19 protein-coding genes and 1 pseudogene are annotated in these 15,207 nt (G+C 50.8%); 15 read left to right on the forward strand and 5 right to left on the reverse strand.

What is annotated here, in order from left to right:
* Positions 1 to 591: 591 nt before the first annotated feature.
* Together KDK17_RS09740 and KDK17_RS09745 are read right to left on the reverse strand one after the other, a co-directional pair.
* Positions 592 to 1,071: a DUF3489 domain-containing protein gene (locus tag KDK17_RS09740; RefSeq protein WP_257287956.1), complete on the reverse strand. Its 480-nt coding sequence runs from the start codon at positions 1,069 to 1,071 to the stop codon at positions 592 to 594.
* A 19-nt stretch (positions 1,072 to 1,090) separates the two neighbouring features.
* Positions 1,091 to 1,264, reverse strand: a complete 174-nt coding sequence (locus KDK17_RS09745; RefSeq protein ID WP_257287957.1) for a hypothetical protein — start codon at positions 1,262 to 1,264, stop codon at positions 1,091 to 1,093.
* 153 nt (positions 1,265 to 1,417) lie between these two features.
* Between KDK17_RS09745 and KDK17_RS09750 the strand changes: the two genes are divergently transcribed.
* The 6 genes and pseudogenes from KDK17_RS09750 (at position 1,418) to KDK17_RS09775 (ending at position 5,398) form a co-directional block, all read left to right on the forward strand.
* Positions 1,418 to 1,906 carry a hypothetical protein gene (locus KDK17_RS09750; RefSeq protein WP_257287958.1) on the forward strand — a complete coding sequence of 163 codons (489 nt, stop codon included), beginning with the start codon at positions 1,418 to 1,420 and terminating at the stop codon, positions 1,904 to 1,906.
* A complete protein-coding gene (locus KDK17_RS09755; protein ID WP_257287959.1) occupies positions 1,903 to 3,750 on the forward strand; it encodes a phage terminase large subunit family protein in 1,848 nt (615 codons plus the stop codon). The genes KDK17_RS09750 and KDK17_RS09755 overlap by 4 nt, the downstream gene beginning before the upstream one ends.
* Before the next feature lie 3 nt (positions 3,751 to 3,753).
* Positions 3,754 to 3,981, forward strand: coding sequence for a phage head-tail joining protein (locus tag KDK17_RS09760; protein WP_257287960.1), 228 nt, complete (start codon positions 3,754 to 3,756; stop codon positions 3,979 to 3,981).
* A gap of 32 nt (positions 3,982 to 4,013) precedes the next feature.
* Positions 4,014 to 4,178, forward strand: a pseudogene (locus tag KDK17_RS09765) (IS256 family transposase); the annotation flags it as partial.
* A gap of 752 nt (positions 4,179 to 4,930) precedes the next feature.
* Positions 4,931 to 5,194 (forward strand): terminase gpA endonuclease subunit, encoded by a 264-nt coding sequence (locus KDK17_RS09770; RefSeq protein ID WP_257287961.1) that lies wholly within the window; start codon positions 4,931 to 4,933, stop codon positions 5,192 to 5,194.
* Positions 5,195 to 5,197: 3 nt separating this feature from the next.
* Entirely contained in the window at positions 5,198 to 5,398 is a 201-nt protein-coding gene (locus KDK17_RS09775; protein WP_257287962.1) for a phage head-tail joining protein, read from the forward strand.
* Here KDK17_RS09775 and KDK17_RS09780 read toward each other — a convergent pair.
* Positions 5,395 to 5,739 carry a hypothetical protein gene (locus tag KDK17_RS09780; protein ID WP_257287963.1) on the reverse strand — a complete coding sequence of 115 codons (345 nt, stop codon included), beginning with the start codon at positions 5,737 to 5,739 and terminating at the stop codon, positions 5,395 to 5,397. The two genes, KDK17_RS09775 and KDK17_RS09780, sit on opposite strands and share 4 nt — an antisense overlap.
* A gap of 39 nt (positions 5,740 to 5,778) precedes the next feature.
* Between KDK17_RS09780 and KDK17_RS09785 the strand changes: the two genes are divergently transcribed.
* From KDK17_RS09785 to KDK17_RS09820, 8 genes are read left to right on the forward strand one after another with little or no spacing between them, the layout of a single operon-like run.
* A complete protein-coding gene (locus KDK17_RS09785) occupies positions 5,779 to 7,272 on the forward strand; it encodes a phage portal protein (RefSeq protein ID WP_257287964.1) in 1,494 nt (497 codons plus the stop codon).
* Positions 7,250 to 8,287 (forward strand): head maturation protease, ClpP-related, encoded by a 1,038-nt coding sequence (locus KDK17_RS09790; protein ID WP_257287965.1) that lies wholly within the window; start codon positions 7,250 to 7,252, stop codon positions 8,285 to 8,287. Before KDK17_RS09785 ends, KDK17_RS09790 begins: the two co-directional genes overlap by 23 nt.
* 51 nt (positions 8,288 to 8,338) lie before the next feature.
* Positions 8,339 to 8,719, forward strand: a complete 381-nt coding sequence (locus tag KDK17_RS09795) for a head decoration protein (RefSeq protein WP_257287966.1) — start codon at positions 8,339 to 8,341, stop codon at positions 8,717 to 8,719.
* Positions 8,716 to 9,711: a major capsid protein gene (locus KDK17_RS09800; RefSeq protein WP_257287967.1), complete on the forward strand. Its 996-nt coding sequence runs from the start codon at positions 8,716 to 8,718 to the stop codon at positions 9,709 to 9,711. The genes KDK17_RS09795 and KDK17_RS09800 overlap by 4 nt, the downstream gene beginning before the upstream one ends.
* The gene (locus KDK17_RS09805) at positions 9,696 to 9,995 is read left to right on the forward strand and encodes a hypothetical protein (RefSeq protein WP_257287968.1); all 300 of its coding nucleotides are present in this window, start codon (positions 9,696 to 9,698) and stop codon (positions 9,993 to 9,995) included. The genes KDK17_RS09800 and KDK17_RS09805 overlap by 16 nt, the downstream gene beginning before the upstream one ends.
* A complete protein-coding gene (locus tag KDK17_RS09810; protein ID WP_257287969.1) occupies positions 9,979 to 10,581 on the forward strand; it encodes a hypothetical protein in 603 nt (200 codons plus the stop codon). The genes KDK17_RS09805 and KDK17_RS09810 overlap by 17 nt, the downstream gene beginning before the upstream one ends.
* Complete coding sequence (locus KDK17_RS09815; RefSeq protein WP_257287970.1) at positions 10,574 to 10,975, forward strand: hypothetical protein; 402 nt, start codon at positions 10,574 to 10,576, stop codon at positions 10,973 to 10,975. Before KDK17_RS09810 ends, KDK17_RS09815 begins: the two co-directional genes overlap by 8 nt.
* A gap of 25 nt (positions 10,976 to 11,000) precedes the next feature.
* Positions 11,001 to 11,744: a hypothetical protein gene (locus KDK17_RS09820; RefSeq protein WP_257287971.1), complete on the forward strand. Its 744-nt coding sequence runs from the start codon at positions 11,001 to 11,003 to the stop codon at positions 11,742 to 11,744.
* A 10-nt stretch (positions 11,745 to 11,754) separates the two neighbouring features.
* On the opposite strand, the gene KDK17_RS09825 is transcribed toward KDK17_RS09820, so the two are convergent.
* The gene (locus KDK17_RS09825) at positions 11,755 to 12,042 is read right to left on the reverse strand and encodes a type II toxin-antitoxin system RelE/ParE family toxin (protein WP_257287972.1); all 288 of its coding nucleotides are present in this window, start codon (positions 12,040 to 12,042) and stop codon (positions 11,755 to 11,757) included.
* Positions 12,032 to 12,283 (reverse strand): type II toxin-antitoxin system Phd/YefM family antitoxin, encoded by a 252-nt coding sequence (locus KDK17_RS09830; protein WP_257287973.1) that lies wholly within the window; start codon positions 12,281 to 12,283, stop codon positions 12,032 to 12,034. The genes KDK17_RS09825 and KDK17_RS09830 overlap by 11 nt, the downstream gene beginning before the upstream one ends.
* Positions 12,284 to 12,381: 98 nt before the next feature.
* Between KDK17_RS09830 and KDK17_RS09835 the strand changes: the two genes are divergently transcribed.
* Positions 12,382 to 15,207, forward strand: a 2,826-nt coding sequence (locus KDK17_RS09835) for a tape measure protein (protein WP_257287974.1), incomplete at its 3' end; no start/stop codon positions are given.

Genomic DNA, 15,207 nt, shown 5'->3' on the forward strand with positions numbered 1-15,207 from the left:
ACTAAATTATTTTCTGTCAACCTGCTTACTCTCGGTTGACGTTCAGATTGTCAACCAGAGTTCGTTGATCCAGATCAATTCTTTTGTTTCGGTAAATACGTAGCCTGCCGCTATTCAGGGTGGATTGTTTCGGAGTCTGGCAATAAGAACACTAAACGCCAGCTCTCTGGATAAGAATAAACACAGCCAAAATAATAATAAAAACCGCTCACTACTGATAATCAGCACTTGTCATTTTGCTCCGAGCAATATTTTTTATGTCCGTATACGGGAGATTGGCATTGTTTTCAGTATCTCAGCGGGTTGGAGGAAATGGCATAGTGCTTAAAATGGAGCCATCAACAATCAGGCTAAGACCTTTAGTTGAGTGAATCATTATCCCAGGGATGAAGTGATACGGTGTCACAGTGATGTGAACCGACGGAAGCCCTAAGAAAAAAAGCAGGATGCCAGGGACTTTATAACGACCCCGGTTGTTCTCTTCAGGCCTCGCTTTGTGCGGGGATTTTCTTTTTTTGTGATTTATAAACTGCTCATGAATGGAGCAATAGCGACCGTCAGCCAGCCGCCTTGCAATTCAGGAGCGGGTGCTCATGAAGTCTCACCCTGAAAGAGCGCTTCCAGCCCGGCGGTAATCCGGTAAATGCGATCTTTGCCTTCAGGCTTCTCAGATTCAATGGTCAGCCCCAGTCGTTTTTTCAAGGCTCCTGCCAAGGTGCCGCGAACGGTGTGCTGCTGCCAGCCGGTCTCGCGCATGATTTCGTCGATCTCAGCGCCCTCGGGTCGGCTCAGCAGCTCAATCACCTTATGGAGCTTGGTGCCAGTGCGGATCTTGCCTTTCCGGGCAGGTTGGTCGTCTATCGGGAGGCCGATGGCCGTCTTGCCCTGAGGGCTGATGTCGTAGGTGTCAGCCTTTTTCATGGGGATCAGAAAGCCTTTGCTGGTCAGACTGTCCAGCACTTTCTTCCGGGCACCTCCTTTCAGGGTGAGCTCGGAAGCGTCAAGGGTTCCTGTCTCAGCGGCTTGCTTGAGAACAGTCTCTTGGGTAGCAGTGAGTTTTGTTGTTTTCATGGTGCTTCTCCTTTTGGGGTTATTGTTTTTGGCCTTGTTTCAGGCCCAATTGATAAGCCTGTTCCAAAGCCTTTCTGACTTGCCAGACGGCGACTTCCTCGAAGTCTTCCGAGGTGTTTCGGGTTTTGAGGGTGTCCATTAGCAGGGTCTTTTGGGCGATGGTTTCCAGGGCTTGTTCGGTCTTCTTATTCATGGCCTGTTTCCTTTTTGATGCTTGTTTGCGTTATGTACAGTAAGGCTCCATAACCGGTGGTTATCAAGGAAAAAACTATTAATAATCAATAGGTTGTAGAAACAGGAGGATGCATCCGGCCACGGCGGGACAGAGGAGGTTATACAGATCGCTATGACACTCATCTCGCAATCGGAATTCGCCAAACGTCAAGGCTGGAGCCGCCAATATGTGGCCAAATTGGTCAAGTCCGGCAAGATTCGTCTGCACAAGGGCAAGGTCAATCCGGATGAGGCCCTGAAGGCGATCCAGGCCCAGGCTGAGCCCTCGACTGTGCTTAGGAAACCTGTTTCCCGAGATACCCTGCCAGTGGCCCCCACTGATTCAAGACAGGCGGTGGATTTCGTTACGGCTCGGACCATGCGGGAAGCTTTCAGGGCCAAGATGGCGAAGATGGAGTATGAGGAAAAGGCCGGAAAGCTCACCGAAGCCAGCAAAGTTCGAGAAGATGCTTACCGGGCGGGAAGAATGCTGAGGGATGCTTTGTTGGGCATCCCGGATCGACAGGCGGATGTCCTGGCGGCAGAAACCGATCCTCGTAAAGTACGACAGCTGCTGATGGATGAACTGGAAGCAATCCTTTCTGAGCTGAGTGGCCCATGACTTCACCTTATCTGGATGGTTTTTTTGCAGGTCTGAAACCTGACACACGACTGACCGTTTCAGAGTGGGCCGATGAATATCGCATTCTGCCCATGAAAGCGGCCAAAGAAGCCGGACGCTGGCGAACCGCTCGGACGCCTTACCTCAAAGAAATTATGGATTGTCTGTCACCCTCTTCGAATGTGGAACGTGTCGTTTTTATGAAAGGTGCACAGGTCGGTGGCACCGAATGTGGCAATAATTGGCTGGGCTATGTGATCCATCATACGCCCGGTCCCATGATGTATGTGCTGCCGACGTTGGATATGGCCAAGAGAACCTCCAAGCAGCGCATAGCGCCGATGATTGAAGAGATGCCGATTTTGCGGGAGCGGGTGAAAGACCCTCGTTCCCGGGATTCTGGCAATACTCAAATGGTGAAGGAGTTTCCTAACGGTGTACTGATCATCACCGGAGCCAACTCCGCCACAGGGTTGCGCTCCATGCCTGCCCGTTTTCTTTTTCTGGATGAAATAGATGCTTATGAAGATGATGTGGATGGGGAAGGCAGTCCTATTAATCTGGCCATTAAACGGACAGCGACGTTTTCCCGTAATCGAAAAATTCTGATGGTGTCGACACCCAATATTGCCGGGGCCAGCAAGGTTGAATCGGCCTATCAGGCCAGCGACCAGCGACAATACCATGTGCCTTGTGTGAATTGTGGGCACATGCAACCCATTGAGTGGCAGCAGATAAAGTTTGAAAACCAGAACCCGGAGACGGCTTGTTTTGAATGCATCCAGTGTCAATATCGGATGCAGGAACATGACAAACCCAGATTACTGGAGAATGGGCAGTGGGAGCCTCAGAATCCAGAGAGTGACGGCAAAATCCGGGGCTATCATCTGAATTCACTGTACAGTCCTAATGGCTGGTACAGCTGGAAAGATGCCGTGGCGGATTTTCTGGCGGCTAAAGATGATCCGGTTCTCTTGAAAGACTGGACCAATACCGTGTTGGGCCAGACTTGGCAGGAAGCCGGAGAAACCGTCGATTACGAATTACTTTACCAGCGTCGTGAGCACTATGTTGCTGAAGTACCTTGGCCAGTAGAAGTGCTGACCTGCGGTATCGATGTTCAGGATGACCGGGTCGAGTATGAAGTAGTGGGCTGGGGTGCCGGTGAAGAGAGCTGGTCCATTGATTACGTCCGGCTCTTTGGTGATCTGAGTCGTCCGGAGATATGGAAGATTCTGGCGGATAAACTGAGGACGACTTATCGGCGGCAGGATGGGGTATTGATGAACCTCGCCCAGATTTGTATGGACTCTGGTGGTCACTTTACCGATGAGGTGTATGCCTTTTCCCGTAAGCAGGGGGCCGACTGGTTGATTCCGATCAAGGGTGCATCCCAGTCTGGCAAACCCATCGCTACCTTCCCGAAAACTCGCAACAAGAAAGGTGTCTACCTGACTCTGGTGGTTACTGACACGGCCAAAGAACTGATCTATCAGCGTTACCGAATTCTGGAGCCAGGCGCAGGTTACTGCCACTGGCCGGTGAAGGACTGCTTTGATGAAGATTACTTCAAGCAGGCTACGGCAGAAGAAAAGGTGCGCAAATACAAACACGGGGTCGCTTACTTTGAATGGGATGCCCGCAAAAAGCGGAATGAAGCTCTGGACTGTCGGGTTTATGCCCTGACTGCGGTGCGTATTCTGCAGCAACACCGTGGATTGAATCTGGAGCAACTGGCTGCTCAACGTCCGGAGCCAGAAATCAGGGTAGAAGCGTCTGAATCAGAGGCTTTGACTCAAGCCCGATCCCGACGATTTTCTCGCAGTAGCTACCTGAATGGATAACGCATGATTACAGAAGCTGAATATCAGGCTTTGAAGCGAGCCGTTTTACTGAGAGAAACCCGCACAGTGGAATTTGAAGGTCGCAAGGTGGAATACGCCAGCTTCTCAGAAATGGAAGGACGACTGCAGGCCATTGAGTGGGAATTGATCAAAAGAGCTGATCTACCAGCGTTACCGAACTCTGGAGCCCGAAGCAGGTTATTGTCACTGACAGGTGGAGGGCTGTTTTGATGAAGTTTACTTTAAGCAGGCTAAGGCTAAAGATAAGTCTTGATAGCATTCTGTTAATGGTTTTCAAACTGAGTCAGAGCGCTGAGAAACGGTGGTGCAGGCTGAGAGGTTTTAAAAATCTGGCCAATGTCGCTCAAAGCATTCGTTTTATAGATGGAACTCGCGCAGTGAATGATGCTAATCATGAGATCGACTGATTATGAATCAAACACCAGATTTGGCGATAACTCTGGTAGCTCACGCTTCATTCAGAGGCCTGCCTTATCTTTCAGCGGAAGTCATAATGTCTATTCGCCTGTATTTTGTTTGAACTTTATTACAATTAAGTAGTCTGATTTATTAAGAGGCTAAAAATTATCGACCTTTGTAGTTATACATACACTCTTCTTCGCTCAAAATTTAGGATTTAAAAAAGGCTTGAGTGTTATATATGACCCGAAAAGAGCGGTACATTTTCATGGCCTATTCGAACTCCCTCTTAATAGCATATATTTTTAAAATATTTTGGGGAGATTCTGAACTTCTATCATTGTGATAACAAGATACTTATTGGAGGACAAAATGAATATAAGACAACAACCAGTGCAACAACAACCTACTGGTGATCGAACGCTATATGTAACACCTATTGACCCTGTCGAGACAGGTTTCGCAGCTGGCAATGCCATGGGTTTTTGCATAATGGCTACTGGAGGGTCAGCAACTGCAGGATTTTCATGTTGTGTAGCTGGGGCTACTGCTGGACTTCTTTATAGAGAACTCTGCACTTTCACAATCAAAGAGAGAGACATTGTGAGTCACCAACCAAGACCATACCATAGTCAGCGATGAATTAACTCATAACACACGATACAGCGGGAAAAGAGCTACATTGATTACGGCCCAAACGCCAGATTTGACGATAACTCTAATAGCCCGCGCTTAATTCAGAGGGCATCCCTAACTTTCAGTGAAAGTGATAAAGCTGCGCAAATACAAACACGGGGTCGCTTACTTTGAATGGGATGCCCGCAAGAAGCGCAATGAAACTTTGGACTGTCGGGTCTATGCCCTGACCGCTGTGCGGATTTTACAGCAACACCGTGGATTGAATCTGGAGCAGTTGGCCGCTCAACGTCCGGAACCAGAAATCATATTAGAAGCCTCTGAACCAGAGACTCTGACTCGAGCCCGATCCCGACGATTTTCTCGCAGCAGCTACCTGAATGGATAACGCATGATTACAGAAGCTGAATATAAGGCTTTGAAACGAGCCGTGTTACTGAGAGAGACCCGCACAGTGGAATTTGAAGGTCGCAAGGTGGAATACGCCAGCTTCTCTGAAATGGAAAGACGACTGCAGGCTATCGAACGGGAATTGATCAAGCAACAGAAGCGACCCCGGCAATATGGGGTCTATTCGTCAAAGGGTATTTAATTTCCCAAGCCGAAAAGGATACAAAACCAAATGACGGTGGCAAAAAGAGCTATGAAGGCTGCACAAGCAAAAGCCAGTATGGGGTCTGTTAACCATAATGTGGATTCGGCCCACAAAAAGTAGCAGGTTCCTAAAAATACAATGAGAGCTGGTAGCCACATAAACCATAGGCGAAGTGAAAGGCAGAACCTTTGCCTCCAAGTCAGCGGTTCATCATGGAAGGAATGTTGTTCAGCGTGATCAAAGAAATAATCGCCCAGCTCAGGGATATCAGAGGTGTCAATGTCTTCATCTGACATTGCTTCCAAGCGTTTCCAGTCGGTGTCTGTTTTCTTTTTCATAGTGATTTTTACATTAGCACAGCTTTCGGGAATGATTGAATGGGCTTGAAACAACGTATTGCAGGCTGGCTACTGCCCGAACTGAAAAACCTGGCTTATACCTCGGCAGGTCAGGGGCGAAGAAGCCAGAGTTGGATTGCGCCTTCTACCGGCCCCAATAATTCACTGACCGGAAATCTTGGAACCCTGATCAACCGTTCCCGGGCAGCGATTCGTAATGATCCCTGGGCAGCGTCTGGGCTGGAAAAGCTGGTCGCCAATATTGTCGGCACCGGCATCAAGCCCAAGTCAGAAGCCCGGGATGATGAGTTTCGCAAGGAACTACAAGCCCTGTTTCTGGACTGGACCGATGAATCCGATGCTGATGGTCAGCTCGATTTTTATGGCCAGCAGGCTCTGGCCATGCGATCAGTGCTTGAAGCTGGAGAGTGTTTTGTTCGCTTCCGTCCCCGCAAACCCGGCGATGGTTTGAGCGTGCCGCTGCAGCTGCAAATGCTGGAAGCGGAGTTTGTCCCCTGGGACTATAACGATGACCTGAAAAAGGGTCATAAGATCCGTGCAGGCATTGAGTTTAATGCCATCGGGCACCGGGTGGCTTACTGGATGCACAAGCAGCATCCTTCGGATTACACCACACTGGATACTGCCGACTTGCGACGGGTGCCTGCCGATCAGGTGTTGCATCTTTATGAACCGCTGCGGCCAGGTCAGCTGCGTGGTCAACCTTTATTGAGCCAGGTACTGCTTCGAATGTATCACCTGGACAAATTCGATGATGCCACGCTACTTCGGCAGGAAATCGCCAACCTGTTCACCGGCTTTATCACCAAACCGGCTCCGGAAACGGAAAAGGTCGATCCTTTAACCGGTCGGCCCATTGTCTATGACTTGCAAGGTGTACCTATGGTAGCAATGGAGCCGGGCACTATGCAGGAGCTATCACCGGGTGAAGAAATAACGTTTAACACACCACCTGGAGCGGCCAGTAACTACCCGGACTTTATCCGCCAACAGCTGATGGCGGTGTCGGCGGGTATTGGTCTGCCTTATGAGATTCTGTCCGGCGATATGAAAGGCGTCAGTGACCGGGCTTTACGGGTGGTGCTTAATGAGTTCCGCCGTCGTATTCAACAGATCCAGCATAATTTGATGGTATTCCAACTTTGTCGCCCGGTCTGGAAACGATGGCTGGAACTGGCCGTGCTCAGTGGGGCTATCTCAGCCCCGGACTTTCATCGAAACCCCGCTCACTATCGCAAGGTGAAATGGATTCCCCAGGGCTGGGCTTATATTCATCCGGTTCAGGATGTTCAGTCCCAGAATCTGGCAGTCCGCAGCGGTTTTAAATCTCGCTCGGAAGTGGTGTCTGAACAAGGCTATGACAGCGAACAGATTGACGATGAGATTGCAGCAGATAACCAGCGAGCCGATGAGCTGGAGCTGCAATACGACAGTGATGCCAGAACTCAGGAAATAAACAACACCATCATGGAAGAGGAACCCGATAACGATGAACAAAAAGCCGCTCAATAAGAACCGGGCCTGGTTCGAACTAAAGGGACTTAGGAGTGTCGCGGGAGGACAGGAGTCCGGAGCGACCACCTTGAAAAATCAGTCAGGCCAACCAGCGGAGCTGCTGATTTACGATGTAATTGGCGATTGGGCAGGCTTATCTGCCCGGCAACTGGTCAGCAGCCTGAAAGATCTGGACACGGATGACATTACCGTTCGGATCAACAGCCCCGGTGGCTCAGTGTTTGACGGAGTCGCCATTTACAATGCCCTGCGCTACCACAAGGCTAACATCCATGTTCGGATTGAAGGGCTGGCAGCCAGTATCGCCAGTGTCATTGCTATGGCAGGCGACACCATACATATGGCTGAAAATGCCTTGCTAATGATTCACAATCCTTTCGGCTGGGTCGGAGGCGACGCCGGTGAGTTGCGCAAAATGGCGGATATGTTGGACAAAACCACGGAGGTCATTGCCCAGACCTACTGCAATCGCTGTGAACTGGATCTGAAAGCCATGCTGAAACTAATGGATGAGGAGACCTGGTTCACCGCCACTGAAGCCCAGGGCCATGGCCTGATTGATGAAGTGGAAGCACCGGTGAAAATGGCAGCTCATTTCGACCTTTCCAGCTTTATGCATCCACCTCAGCCCGCAAACTCTGAATCTGAAAATGGGGATAAAGGGGCTCATGCCCTGGCAGTAATGACCCTGTGTAATCAGGCCGGTTACCCGGAAATGGCAGAAGCTTTTGTCCGCCAGCAACAGGGGATCGAAGACGTCAAAGCTCGCCTAGCTGAATGTGAAACAATCAAATCCCTGTGTGCAGCAGCGCACTGTGAAGATCGAGCCGGAAAATATATTCAGTCTGGTAAGACCGAAGCCCAGGTACGCACTGAACTGTTTGATCTGCTCTTGCAGGATGACGACAGCATCAATAACCAGCTGACGCCCGATCAGCAGGATAAAAAAATTCAGCCACTGGTGGATACCCAGGCCGTTTACCGCAAGCGAAACGGTCAATCGGCTGCTTGAAACCACTCACCCTTTCTTAATTTTCCCTTTCTCACTCAAAGGAACTAAACCATGCCTGTGATGACAGAGCCGGTGCATGCTGGCGAATTCATTGTGTCCGAAGGAAACAACAGTATCAGCCGGGAGCTGATCGAACTGGCTCCAGATCTGGCGCTACTGCCCGGCACCATTCTTGGCAAGAATACCTCCACAGGTGTTTATGGCCCTATTGATCCGGCCGCTGACACAGGCTTGCAAATGGCCGCTGGAGTGCTGTGGGACCATGTCATTACCGATGCCACAGGCGGCGAGGGCGTCATCATTGCCCGACTGGCAGAAGTGGATCAGGAGTTACTGGTCTGGCCGGAAGGCATCACTGACGAAGAAAAAACGACGGCGGTCGAGGAGCTGTCGTCACTGGATATCATTCTCAGGACAGGAGAACAGGGATGAACTTGCTGGATATTTTTAACAACGATGCCTTCAGTCTGACCAGTCTGACTGCCACTCTGAACGATATGCCCTATAAGCCAGGGCGTATCGGTGAACTGGGACTGTTTACTGAAAGTGGCATTAACACCACCACGGCGATTGTAGAGTCAAGGAACGGTGAATTGATCCTGCTGCCCACTTCCGAGCGGGGTGCTCCGGCTGCCCAGGCTCGCGGAGGCAAGCGGAAGGTACGCAGTTTTGTGATCCCTCATATTCCCTATGACTCCACCATCATTGCTGATGAGGTGCGCAATGTACGAGCCTTTGGCTCCGAGAGCGCTTTGGAAGGGGTGAAAACGGTGGTTAATGATCGACTGTCGTCCATGAATGCCAATCATGAAGTGACCCTGGAGCACTTGCGACTGGGAGCCATCAAGGGACAGATTCTCGATGCCGATGGCTCCAGTGTGATCTACGACCTGTTTCAGGAATTCGGTGTCACTCAGCAAACTCACACCTTTAAATTCAGTGTGGCTGAAACGGATATCCGGCTGGAGTGCGTCGCTCTGCGCAGGAAGGTAGACACGGCTCTGGGCGCTCAGCCCTACACTGGATTAAGGGCCTTCTGTGGTGCGGATTTTTATGATGCTCTGGTCGGACACGACTACGTCAAAGATGCTTACCATCGCTATCAGGACAGCGCTTTACTGCGCAATGATCCCAAGACCGGATTCCGGTTCGGTGATATCGATTGGGAAGAGTATCGCGGGCAGGTAGGCGATATTCCTTTCATTAAACCGGATGAAGCGTATGTGATCCCGGAAGGCACCGGCATCTTCCGCACCTGGTTCGCCCCAGCGGACTTTATCGAAACTGTGAATACCATTGGTCTGCCACGATATGCAAAGCAGAAGATTCTCGACTTCGATAAGGGCGTACAGGTCCACACCCAGTCCAACCCGCTGCCCATCTGTCTTAAACCAAGAGCCGTGATCAAATGCAAGATGAGCTAAGTGATCTGAATCGGCAGGTGCTGGCCACCTTTGGGGAGGTTATCATACTGAAAAAGTCAGATGACAGCAGGCTGGAAGTGACGGGCATTCTGACTCGGGAGCTGGTGCCTACCGGTCCTTATGAACAAGTTCTGCAAGAGGTCACTACATTGGCCTTGCCTAATGATGTAAAGGTGAGCCGAGGTGATGAGGTGATCTCTGCAGCACAACAATGGACCATTGACCGGAAACTGAAAGGCGATGGTCAGATGAACTGGTGGTCACTCCATGAAGCTGGAGCTTGAGCTGGATGACAGCATTGACGAGTTGATCCATTACTTCAAGAATACTCCGGAAACTCTCCAGCTCGCCATTCGAAGATCATTGAGGAAGTTATCCCGGTTTGCTGAACGACGAACCCTGAGAGCATTAGCTCGAGAGCAAGGCATTACTCAAAAGAAGCTGAAAGAGCTGGGCCGGGTCAAGGTTAATCTCCTGCAACCGGGTGAGCGGGGGAGTGAAGGCTATAGTCTGGTGATCTGGATCGGTGCCTGGGATATACCGGCTCATTATCTGGGCAAACCCAGACAGACCAAACAAGGCGTCAGAACCGGCAAGCATTTCTGGGAAGGAGCTTTCTTAATGCAACCGGTCAACGCTACCCACCCCATGGTCTTCAAGCGAAAAGCCAACTGGCACCATAAATACCAGCGCTCCAAAAAATCCGGTCGCATGATGTGGATGGGCTTGCCCCTGGAAAAGAAGACTCTACCGATCCTAAACAGTGCCATTCAGGTGCTGGAAAAGCTTGAGCCCGTTTTACTGGAGCGGTTTACCACCCTGGTGCAACAGGAACTGAATTTCATCATCAACGGAGCCGGTCATGCTTAACCCAGAACAACAACTGGTTAGCCTTTTGGTAGGTGTTCTGGAGACAGTGTGTAATCAGGTATTGTTGGGCTATGCTGCCACCGGCATTGAACAGGGTCTGAAGCCGCCAGCCGTACTGGTGCAACTGGAATCAATCAGTGAGTTACAACAACAGGGCAGCCGTCGTAAAGATCAGTGGCTGTTTAATCTTAGTGCTGTGGTGCCGACCAATGACCGGGCAACTTATGCCTTGCTGGAGCTCTCCAGAACGATTCGCCAAGCCCTGAGCAATGATAAAGCCCTGTCAGAACATTGCCGCAAGCTGACCTTCTCTGAAACCCAGTTTGATATTGCTCCCAGTCAGGGACAATTGTCCTTTGCAGATATCACCCTAACCCTCGAAACCGTCTTTTAAATCCTCTTCAAGGAAGGAGAATTCTATGTCTACTATCGACCGCAGCTTTATCGGCGCAGGCAGTATCCATATTCAACCCTACGACAAATCCGCACCACTCTTGCCCATCGGCAATGTCAGTGAGTTTAACTTCAGCTTTGAAGAAGATCGTAAAGAGTTGAAAAACTATCTGGGCGGTGGTGGCAATCGCAATGTTATCAGTCGGGTGTCGGGTATTACTGCCAACCTGGTAGCCCATGATTTCACTGCCAATATTATCTCCCTGGCACTTCGAGGCAGTGTCACAGAGGCTGCGATCACCCCGGTGACCGATGAAGCGCAAGAAACCTATGGTGTGGCAGGTGAATTAATTCCTTTCGGGAATTTACCTGATTTGGATCAGACCATTACGGTAAAAGACAGTCTGGATACCATATTGGTAGAAGGAGACGACTACCAACTGATGAAGTCTGGCATTCAGGTCATTGAAGGTGGAGGTATTGATGACCAGGGCATCAAGGTCAGTTACACCCCACTTAAGGCTAATATGGTTCAAGCCCTCGTAGAGTCCGGGCGGGAGTTTACCTTGTTTATGGAAGGGCTGAATGATGCTCAGGAAGGCTTGCCCTTCAATATCCGGGTGCATCGGGTGAAGTTCTCGCCGGTGCAAAATCTGGGCTTTATCTCGGATGACTTCGCCAGCATTCCCTTGCAAGTGGATGTGCTGGCGGATTCGTCGATTTCAGGCAATGGGCTGAGTGCGTTTATGCAGTTGGATCTGGCTGGGTAAGGGAGGATGCTTATGGGCGTCGTTTTCTTAAGGTCTTATAGACAGCGTCCTTGTCTCGCTTGCCGATGGCTAATACATAGACAACAATCTCCTTATCAATAACTTCATATGCCAAGCGATATCCAGCTGTCCGTAGTTTGATTTTGTATACGTTGTCGTAGCCTTTCAGTTTGGCCGAGGGAACATGGGGGTTCTCCAGACGCTCTGCCAGTTTTTTCTTAAACTGGTTACGCAATGGAGAGGCCAGCTTGTTCCACTCTTTCGTAGCTGCCGGAAGGAACTTGAGCTTATAAGTCATCCAGGTTCACTTCCACAGCCTGATCCAGGTCTTTACGACGTTCCTCAACCAGTCTGGATAACTCCTGGTCATCCAGGGCATCCATTAACCATTCGTAGGTCTCTGCCGGAATCAGATAAGCCGTCGGCTTATTGTGATTAAGGATTGCTATAGGTGAACCTTCTGACTGGGCCAGCAGTGCTGTCGGGTTTTTCTTGAGCTCTGAAATACTGGCCGAGCAATCTGCTAATACCTGTCTCATTATAAATGCTCCTTATTTGATTCTAAAAACAGGTCTTATATTAGACCATTTTTTATTCTAACTGTTAACTTTATTGCGTTTGACCCAGGGAGTGGACTATGTCTTCCATCAAGGAATCCGCCCTTCGGCTGGTACTAAAAGCCAAAGACTCCCTATCCAAAACCGTCTACCAGTCAGCAACCTCCCTCGAGTCCCTCCGCAAAGAAGCCCAAACCCTCAAACAAAAACTGTCTGATTTGCAGAAGCAAGATCGTCTTCTGTCGTCTTTCCAAAAACAGACAGCAGCCGTTCGAGATGCAGGCAAAGCATACAGAGACGCAGAAGCCAGGGTTGAACAACTGGCTCGGGAGTTTCAACAGGCTGAGAAACCTTCCCGATCCCTTCAGCGTTCCCTGGAGTCCGCTCGTAAATCCGTGGTGTCGGCAAGTCGGGCTTATCAGGCTCAGCGCCAGAAACTGGCCGGGTTACGCAGCAGTCTGGAGCAGGCAGGTCTTTCCAATCGAAACCTGTCTGTTCAGCAGCAGCGTCTGCAAAAGGAGCTGAAAGAGACGGCTTCTGCTTTGCAGAAAGTGGATGCCAAAGCCAAGAGTTCCGCTCACTCCTTCAAACGTTCCGGCTTCAGGCAGTTAGCCCGAGATGCAGATCGGGCATCTGGCAGTATGGGGCGTTTGTCGCAACGGTTGGGCGCTCTGGTGGCGGCCAGTGTTGGCTTATATACCATCAAACGGGCCATTCAGGGACTGCTTGCCGCGGGTGATCAGTTTGAGCGCTTGCGGGTACAGCTCAATGCCGTGATGGGCTCGGTGGCTGAGGGTGAGCGGGCCATTCAGTGGATCAAGCAGTTTACCCGTGAAACCCCTTATCAGCTGGAGCAGGTGGCGGAGGCGTTTGTACGACTGAAGGCGTTCGGTCTTGATCCCATGGAAGGCAGTATGCAGGCCATGGTGGATCAGGCTTCCAAACTGGGCGGTGGCATGGAGCGCCTGAATGGGATTTCCCTGGCGGTTGGGCAGGCCTGGGCCAAGCAGAAGTTGCAGGGGGAAGAGATCCTGCAACTGGTCGAGCGGGGCGTACCGGTTTGGGAGTTACTGGAAAAAGCCACCGGTAAAAATGTTCAGGAACTGCAGAAGCTGTCCACCGCAGGCAAACTGGGTCGGGATACCATTGCCCTGCTGATCGAGGAAATTGGCAAAAGCTCTACCGGGGCTGCCGCTGAGAATATGTCCCTGCTGTCAGGGTATGTCAGCAACCTGAAAGACAGCTGGCAGAACTTTCTGGATGAAGTGGCCCAGAGTGGCGCATTGTCTTATGCCAAGGATCAGCTCAAAAGCCTTTCGGACCAGATCAGTATTATGTCAGAAGATGGTCGTCTGTCTCGACTGGCTCAGTCTATCAGTGATGCGTTTGTGCAGATGGGGGAGGCGATCAAGGCTAACTTTACTGGCCTGACGTTTGAAGGAGTGGTAGCCAGCATTCAGTCTGCCAGCCAGCGTATTGCTTCTACTTTGGCTAGTCTCAAAAAGACATTCACTCTGACGGGTAATGCTGTCCAGTTGTTGTTTAATGGTTTTACCCTGGCTGTTAAGTCTTTTGGTCTGGTGTTCAGCGAAGTGATCTCATCCGTTTCCCGAGGGATGGGCAGTCTGTTGAATGCATTAGGCGCGACAGAGTCGGCCCAAAAACTCCAGTCCTTTGGTGAATCACTGAAAGCAGTGTCGGCGGGTTTCAGGGAAGCCGTAAAAGAAGATGTGCAGGACATTAACAACAACTGGCAGTCACTGGGTGAAGTGATTATTCAATCCAGCCAAAGTACCCAGCAAGCTATCCGTAATGAAAGCCAGAAAACGACAGCGTCCGTCGAACAAGATGTCGTCAAACTCAACTCGGTCTACGTTAAATCCGGCCAGACCGCCAAGAAAGCCTTTACCGATGCCGCCGATGCCCTGAAGCAGATCAACGCCGCAGAAACCCGCACAGAGCTGGCCGATCTGGCCGTGAAACTGTCTCAAGCCTTCGCTGACGGTACCCTGACCCAAGAGCAATACAACGAAGCATTGGCAGCCAGCAGAGAGAAACTGGCCGCGCTGGAAGACAGTGCCCACTCAGCTGCCGATGCAGCCCGGTCATTGGGCAATGCCGTGGATGAGGCCGGAGATAAACAAGCGCAGGGGGCAGAACGTGCATCCGGCACACTCAATGGTTTAGTGGGTTTTTACAACAACATCACCTCCGAGCTCTATGGTCTCAGCGCCCAGGCAGAAGACACATTTCTCACCATGCAAGGGGCTACTCAGATCGATACCACTGACACGAAGGGTGAGCTGGGACAGCTGAAAGCGACACTGGCTAAAACCAAAGAGGAAGTCCAGGCTCTGGCCACTGCCAATGTCGGACTGGATACCACCGGCATCGGACACTGGATGAAGGATACAGCGACCAATGCCGCTTCAGTAAGAGCTGAATTTTATGAGCAGAAGATCGCCCTGGAAGACCTGGTGCAGAGCTATGAAAACGGCTCTGTTTCCGCCCAACAGATGGCCAGCAACGGGCAGAACCTGGCTGACAAACTGAACCTGCTCGACCAGCAAGACCTGGATCGTTTGAATCAAGCCATCGAACAAGCCAACGACAGTATGCAACGGCTGTCAGACAGCACCCAGGGCACACTGAACAGCCTTCAGGATGAACTTGACCAACTCCAGGGTAAGCAGGACGACATCGAGCAACGCCGCTATGAAGCTCGGAAGAAAGAGCTCGAACTAGAGCTGGCCATCGCCAAACAGGACGGTGACTCTCAGGCGGTGAGCAACCTGCAAAAGGCGCTCTCGCTCAATCAATCGATCCGGGCTGAGAAGCAGCGGCAGTATCAGCTTCAGCAGCAAGAGAAAGTCCAGAAGCAAAGGGAGCAGCAAGCTCAACAGGAA

This window comes from Endozoicomonas sp. SESOKO2, from assembly GCF_024606245.1.
GTDB lineage: Bacteria > Pseudomonadota > Gammaproteobacteria > Pseudomonadales > Endozoicomonadaceae > Endozoicomonas_A.

Excerpts from the sequence above, each read along its gene's own strand:
- KDK17_RS09740 (WP_257287956.1), bottom strand. The coding sequence starts at position 1,071 with ATGAAAACAACAAAACTCACTGCTACCCAAGAGACTGTTCTCAAGCAA.
- KDK17_RS09745 (WP_257287957.1), bottom strand. The coding sequence starts at position 1,264 with ATGAATAAGAAGACCGAACAAGCCCTGGAAACCATCGCCCAAAAGACC.
- KDK17_RS09750 (WP_257287958.1), top strand. The coding sequence starts at position 1,418 with ATGACACTCATCTCGCAATCGGAATTCGCCAAACGTCAAGGCTGGAGC.
- KDK17_RS09755 (WP_257287959.1), top strand. The coding sequence starts at position 1,903 with ATGACTTCACCTTATCTGGATGGTTTTTTTGCAGGTCTGAAACCTGAC.
- KDK17_RS09760 (WP_257287960.1), top strand. The coding sequence starts at position 3,754 with ATGATTACAGAAGCTGAATATCAGGCTTTGAAGCGAGCCGTTTTACTG.
- KDK17_RS09775 (WP_257287962.1), top strand. The coding sequence starts at position 5,198 with ATGATTACAGAAGCTGAATATAAGGCTTTGAAACGAGCCGTGTTACTG.
- KDK17_RS09780 (WP_257287963.1), bottom strand. The coding sequence starts at position 5,739 with ATGAAAAAGAAAACAGACACCGACTGGAAACGCTTGGAAGCAATGTCA.
- KDK17_RS09785 (WP_257287964.1), top strand. The coding sequence starts at position 5,779 with ATGGGCTTGAAACAACGTATTGCAGGCTGGCTACTGCCCGAACTGAAA.
- KDK17_RS09790 (WP_257287965.1), top strand. The coding sequence starts at position 7,250 with ATGAACAAAAAGCCGCTCAATAAGAACCGGGCCTGGTTCGAACTAAAG.
- KDK17_RS09795 (WP_257287966.1), top strand. The coding sequence starts at position 8,339 with ATGCCTGTGATGACAGAGCCGGTGCATGCTGGCGAATTCATTGTGTCC.
- KDK17_RS09800 (WP_257287967.1), top strand. The coding sequence starts at position 8,716 with ATGAACTTGCTGGATATTTTTAACAACGATGCCTTCAGTCTGACCAGT.
- KDK17_RS09805 (WP_257287968.1), top strand. The coding sequence starts at position 9,696 with ATGCAAGATGAGCTAAGTGATCTGAATCGGCAGGTGCTGGCCACCTTT.
- KDK17_RS09810 (WP_257287969.1), top strand. The coding sequence starts at position 9,979 with ATGAAGCTGGAGCTTGAGCTGGATGACAGCATTGACGAGTTGATCCAT.
- KDK17_RS09815 (WP_257287970.1), top strand. The coding sequence starts at position 10,574 with ATGCTTAACCCAGAACAACAACTGGTTAGCCTTTTGGTAGGTGTTCTG.
- KDK17_RS09820 (WP_257287971.1), top strand. The coding sequence starts at position 11,001 with ATGTCTACTATCGACCGCAGCTTTATCGGCGCAGGCAGTATCCATATT.
- KDK17_RS09825 (WP_257287972.1), bottom strand. The coding sequence starts at position 12,042 with ATGACTTATAAGCTCAAGTTCCTTCCGGCAGCTACGAAAGAGTGGAAC.
- KDK17_RS09830 (WP_257287973.1), bottom strand. The coding sequence starts at position 12,283 with ATGAGACAGGTATTAGCAGATTGCTCGGCCAGTATTTCAGAGCTCAAG.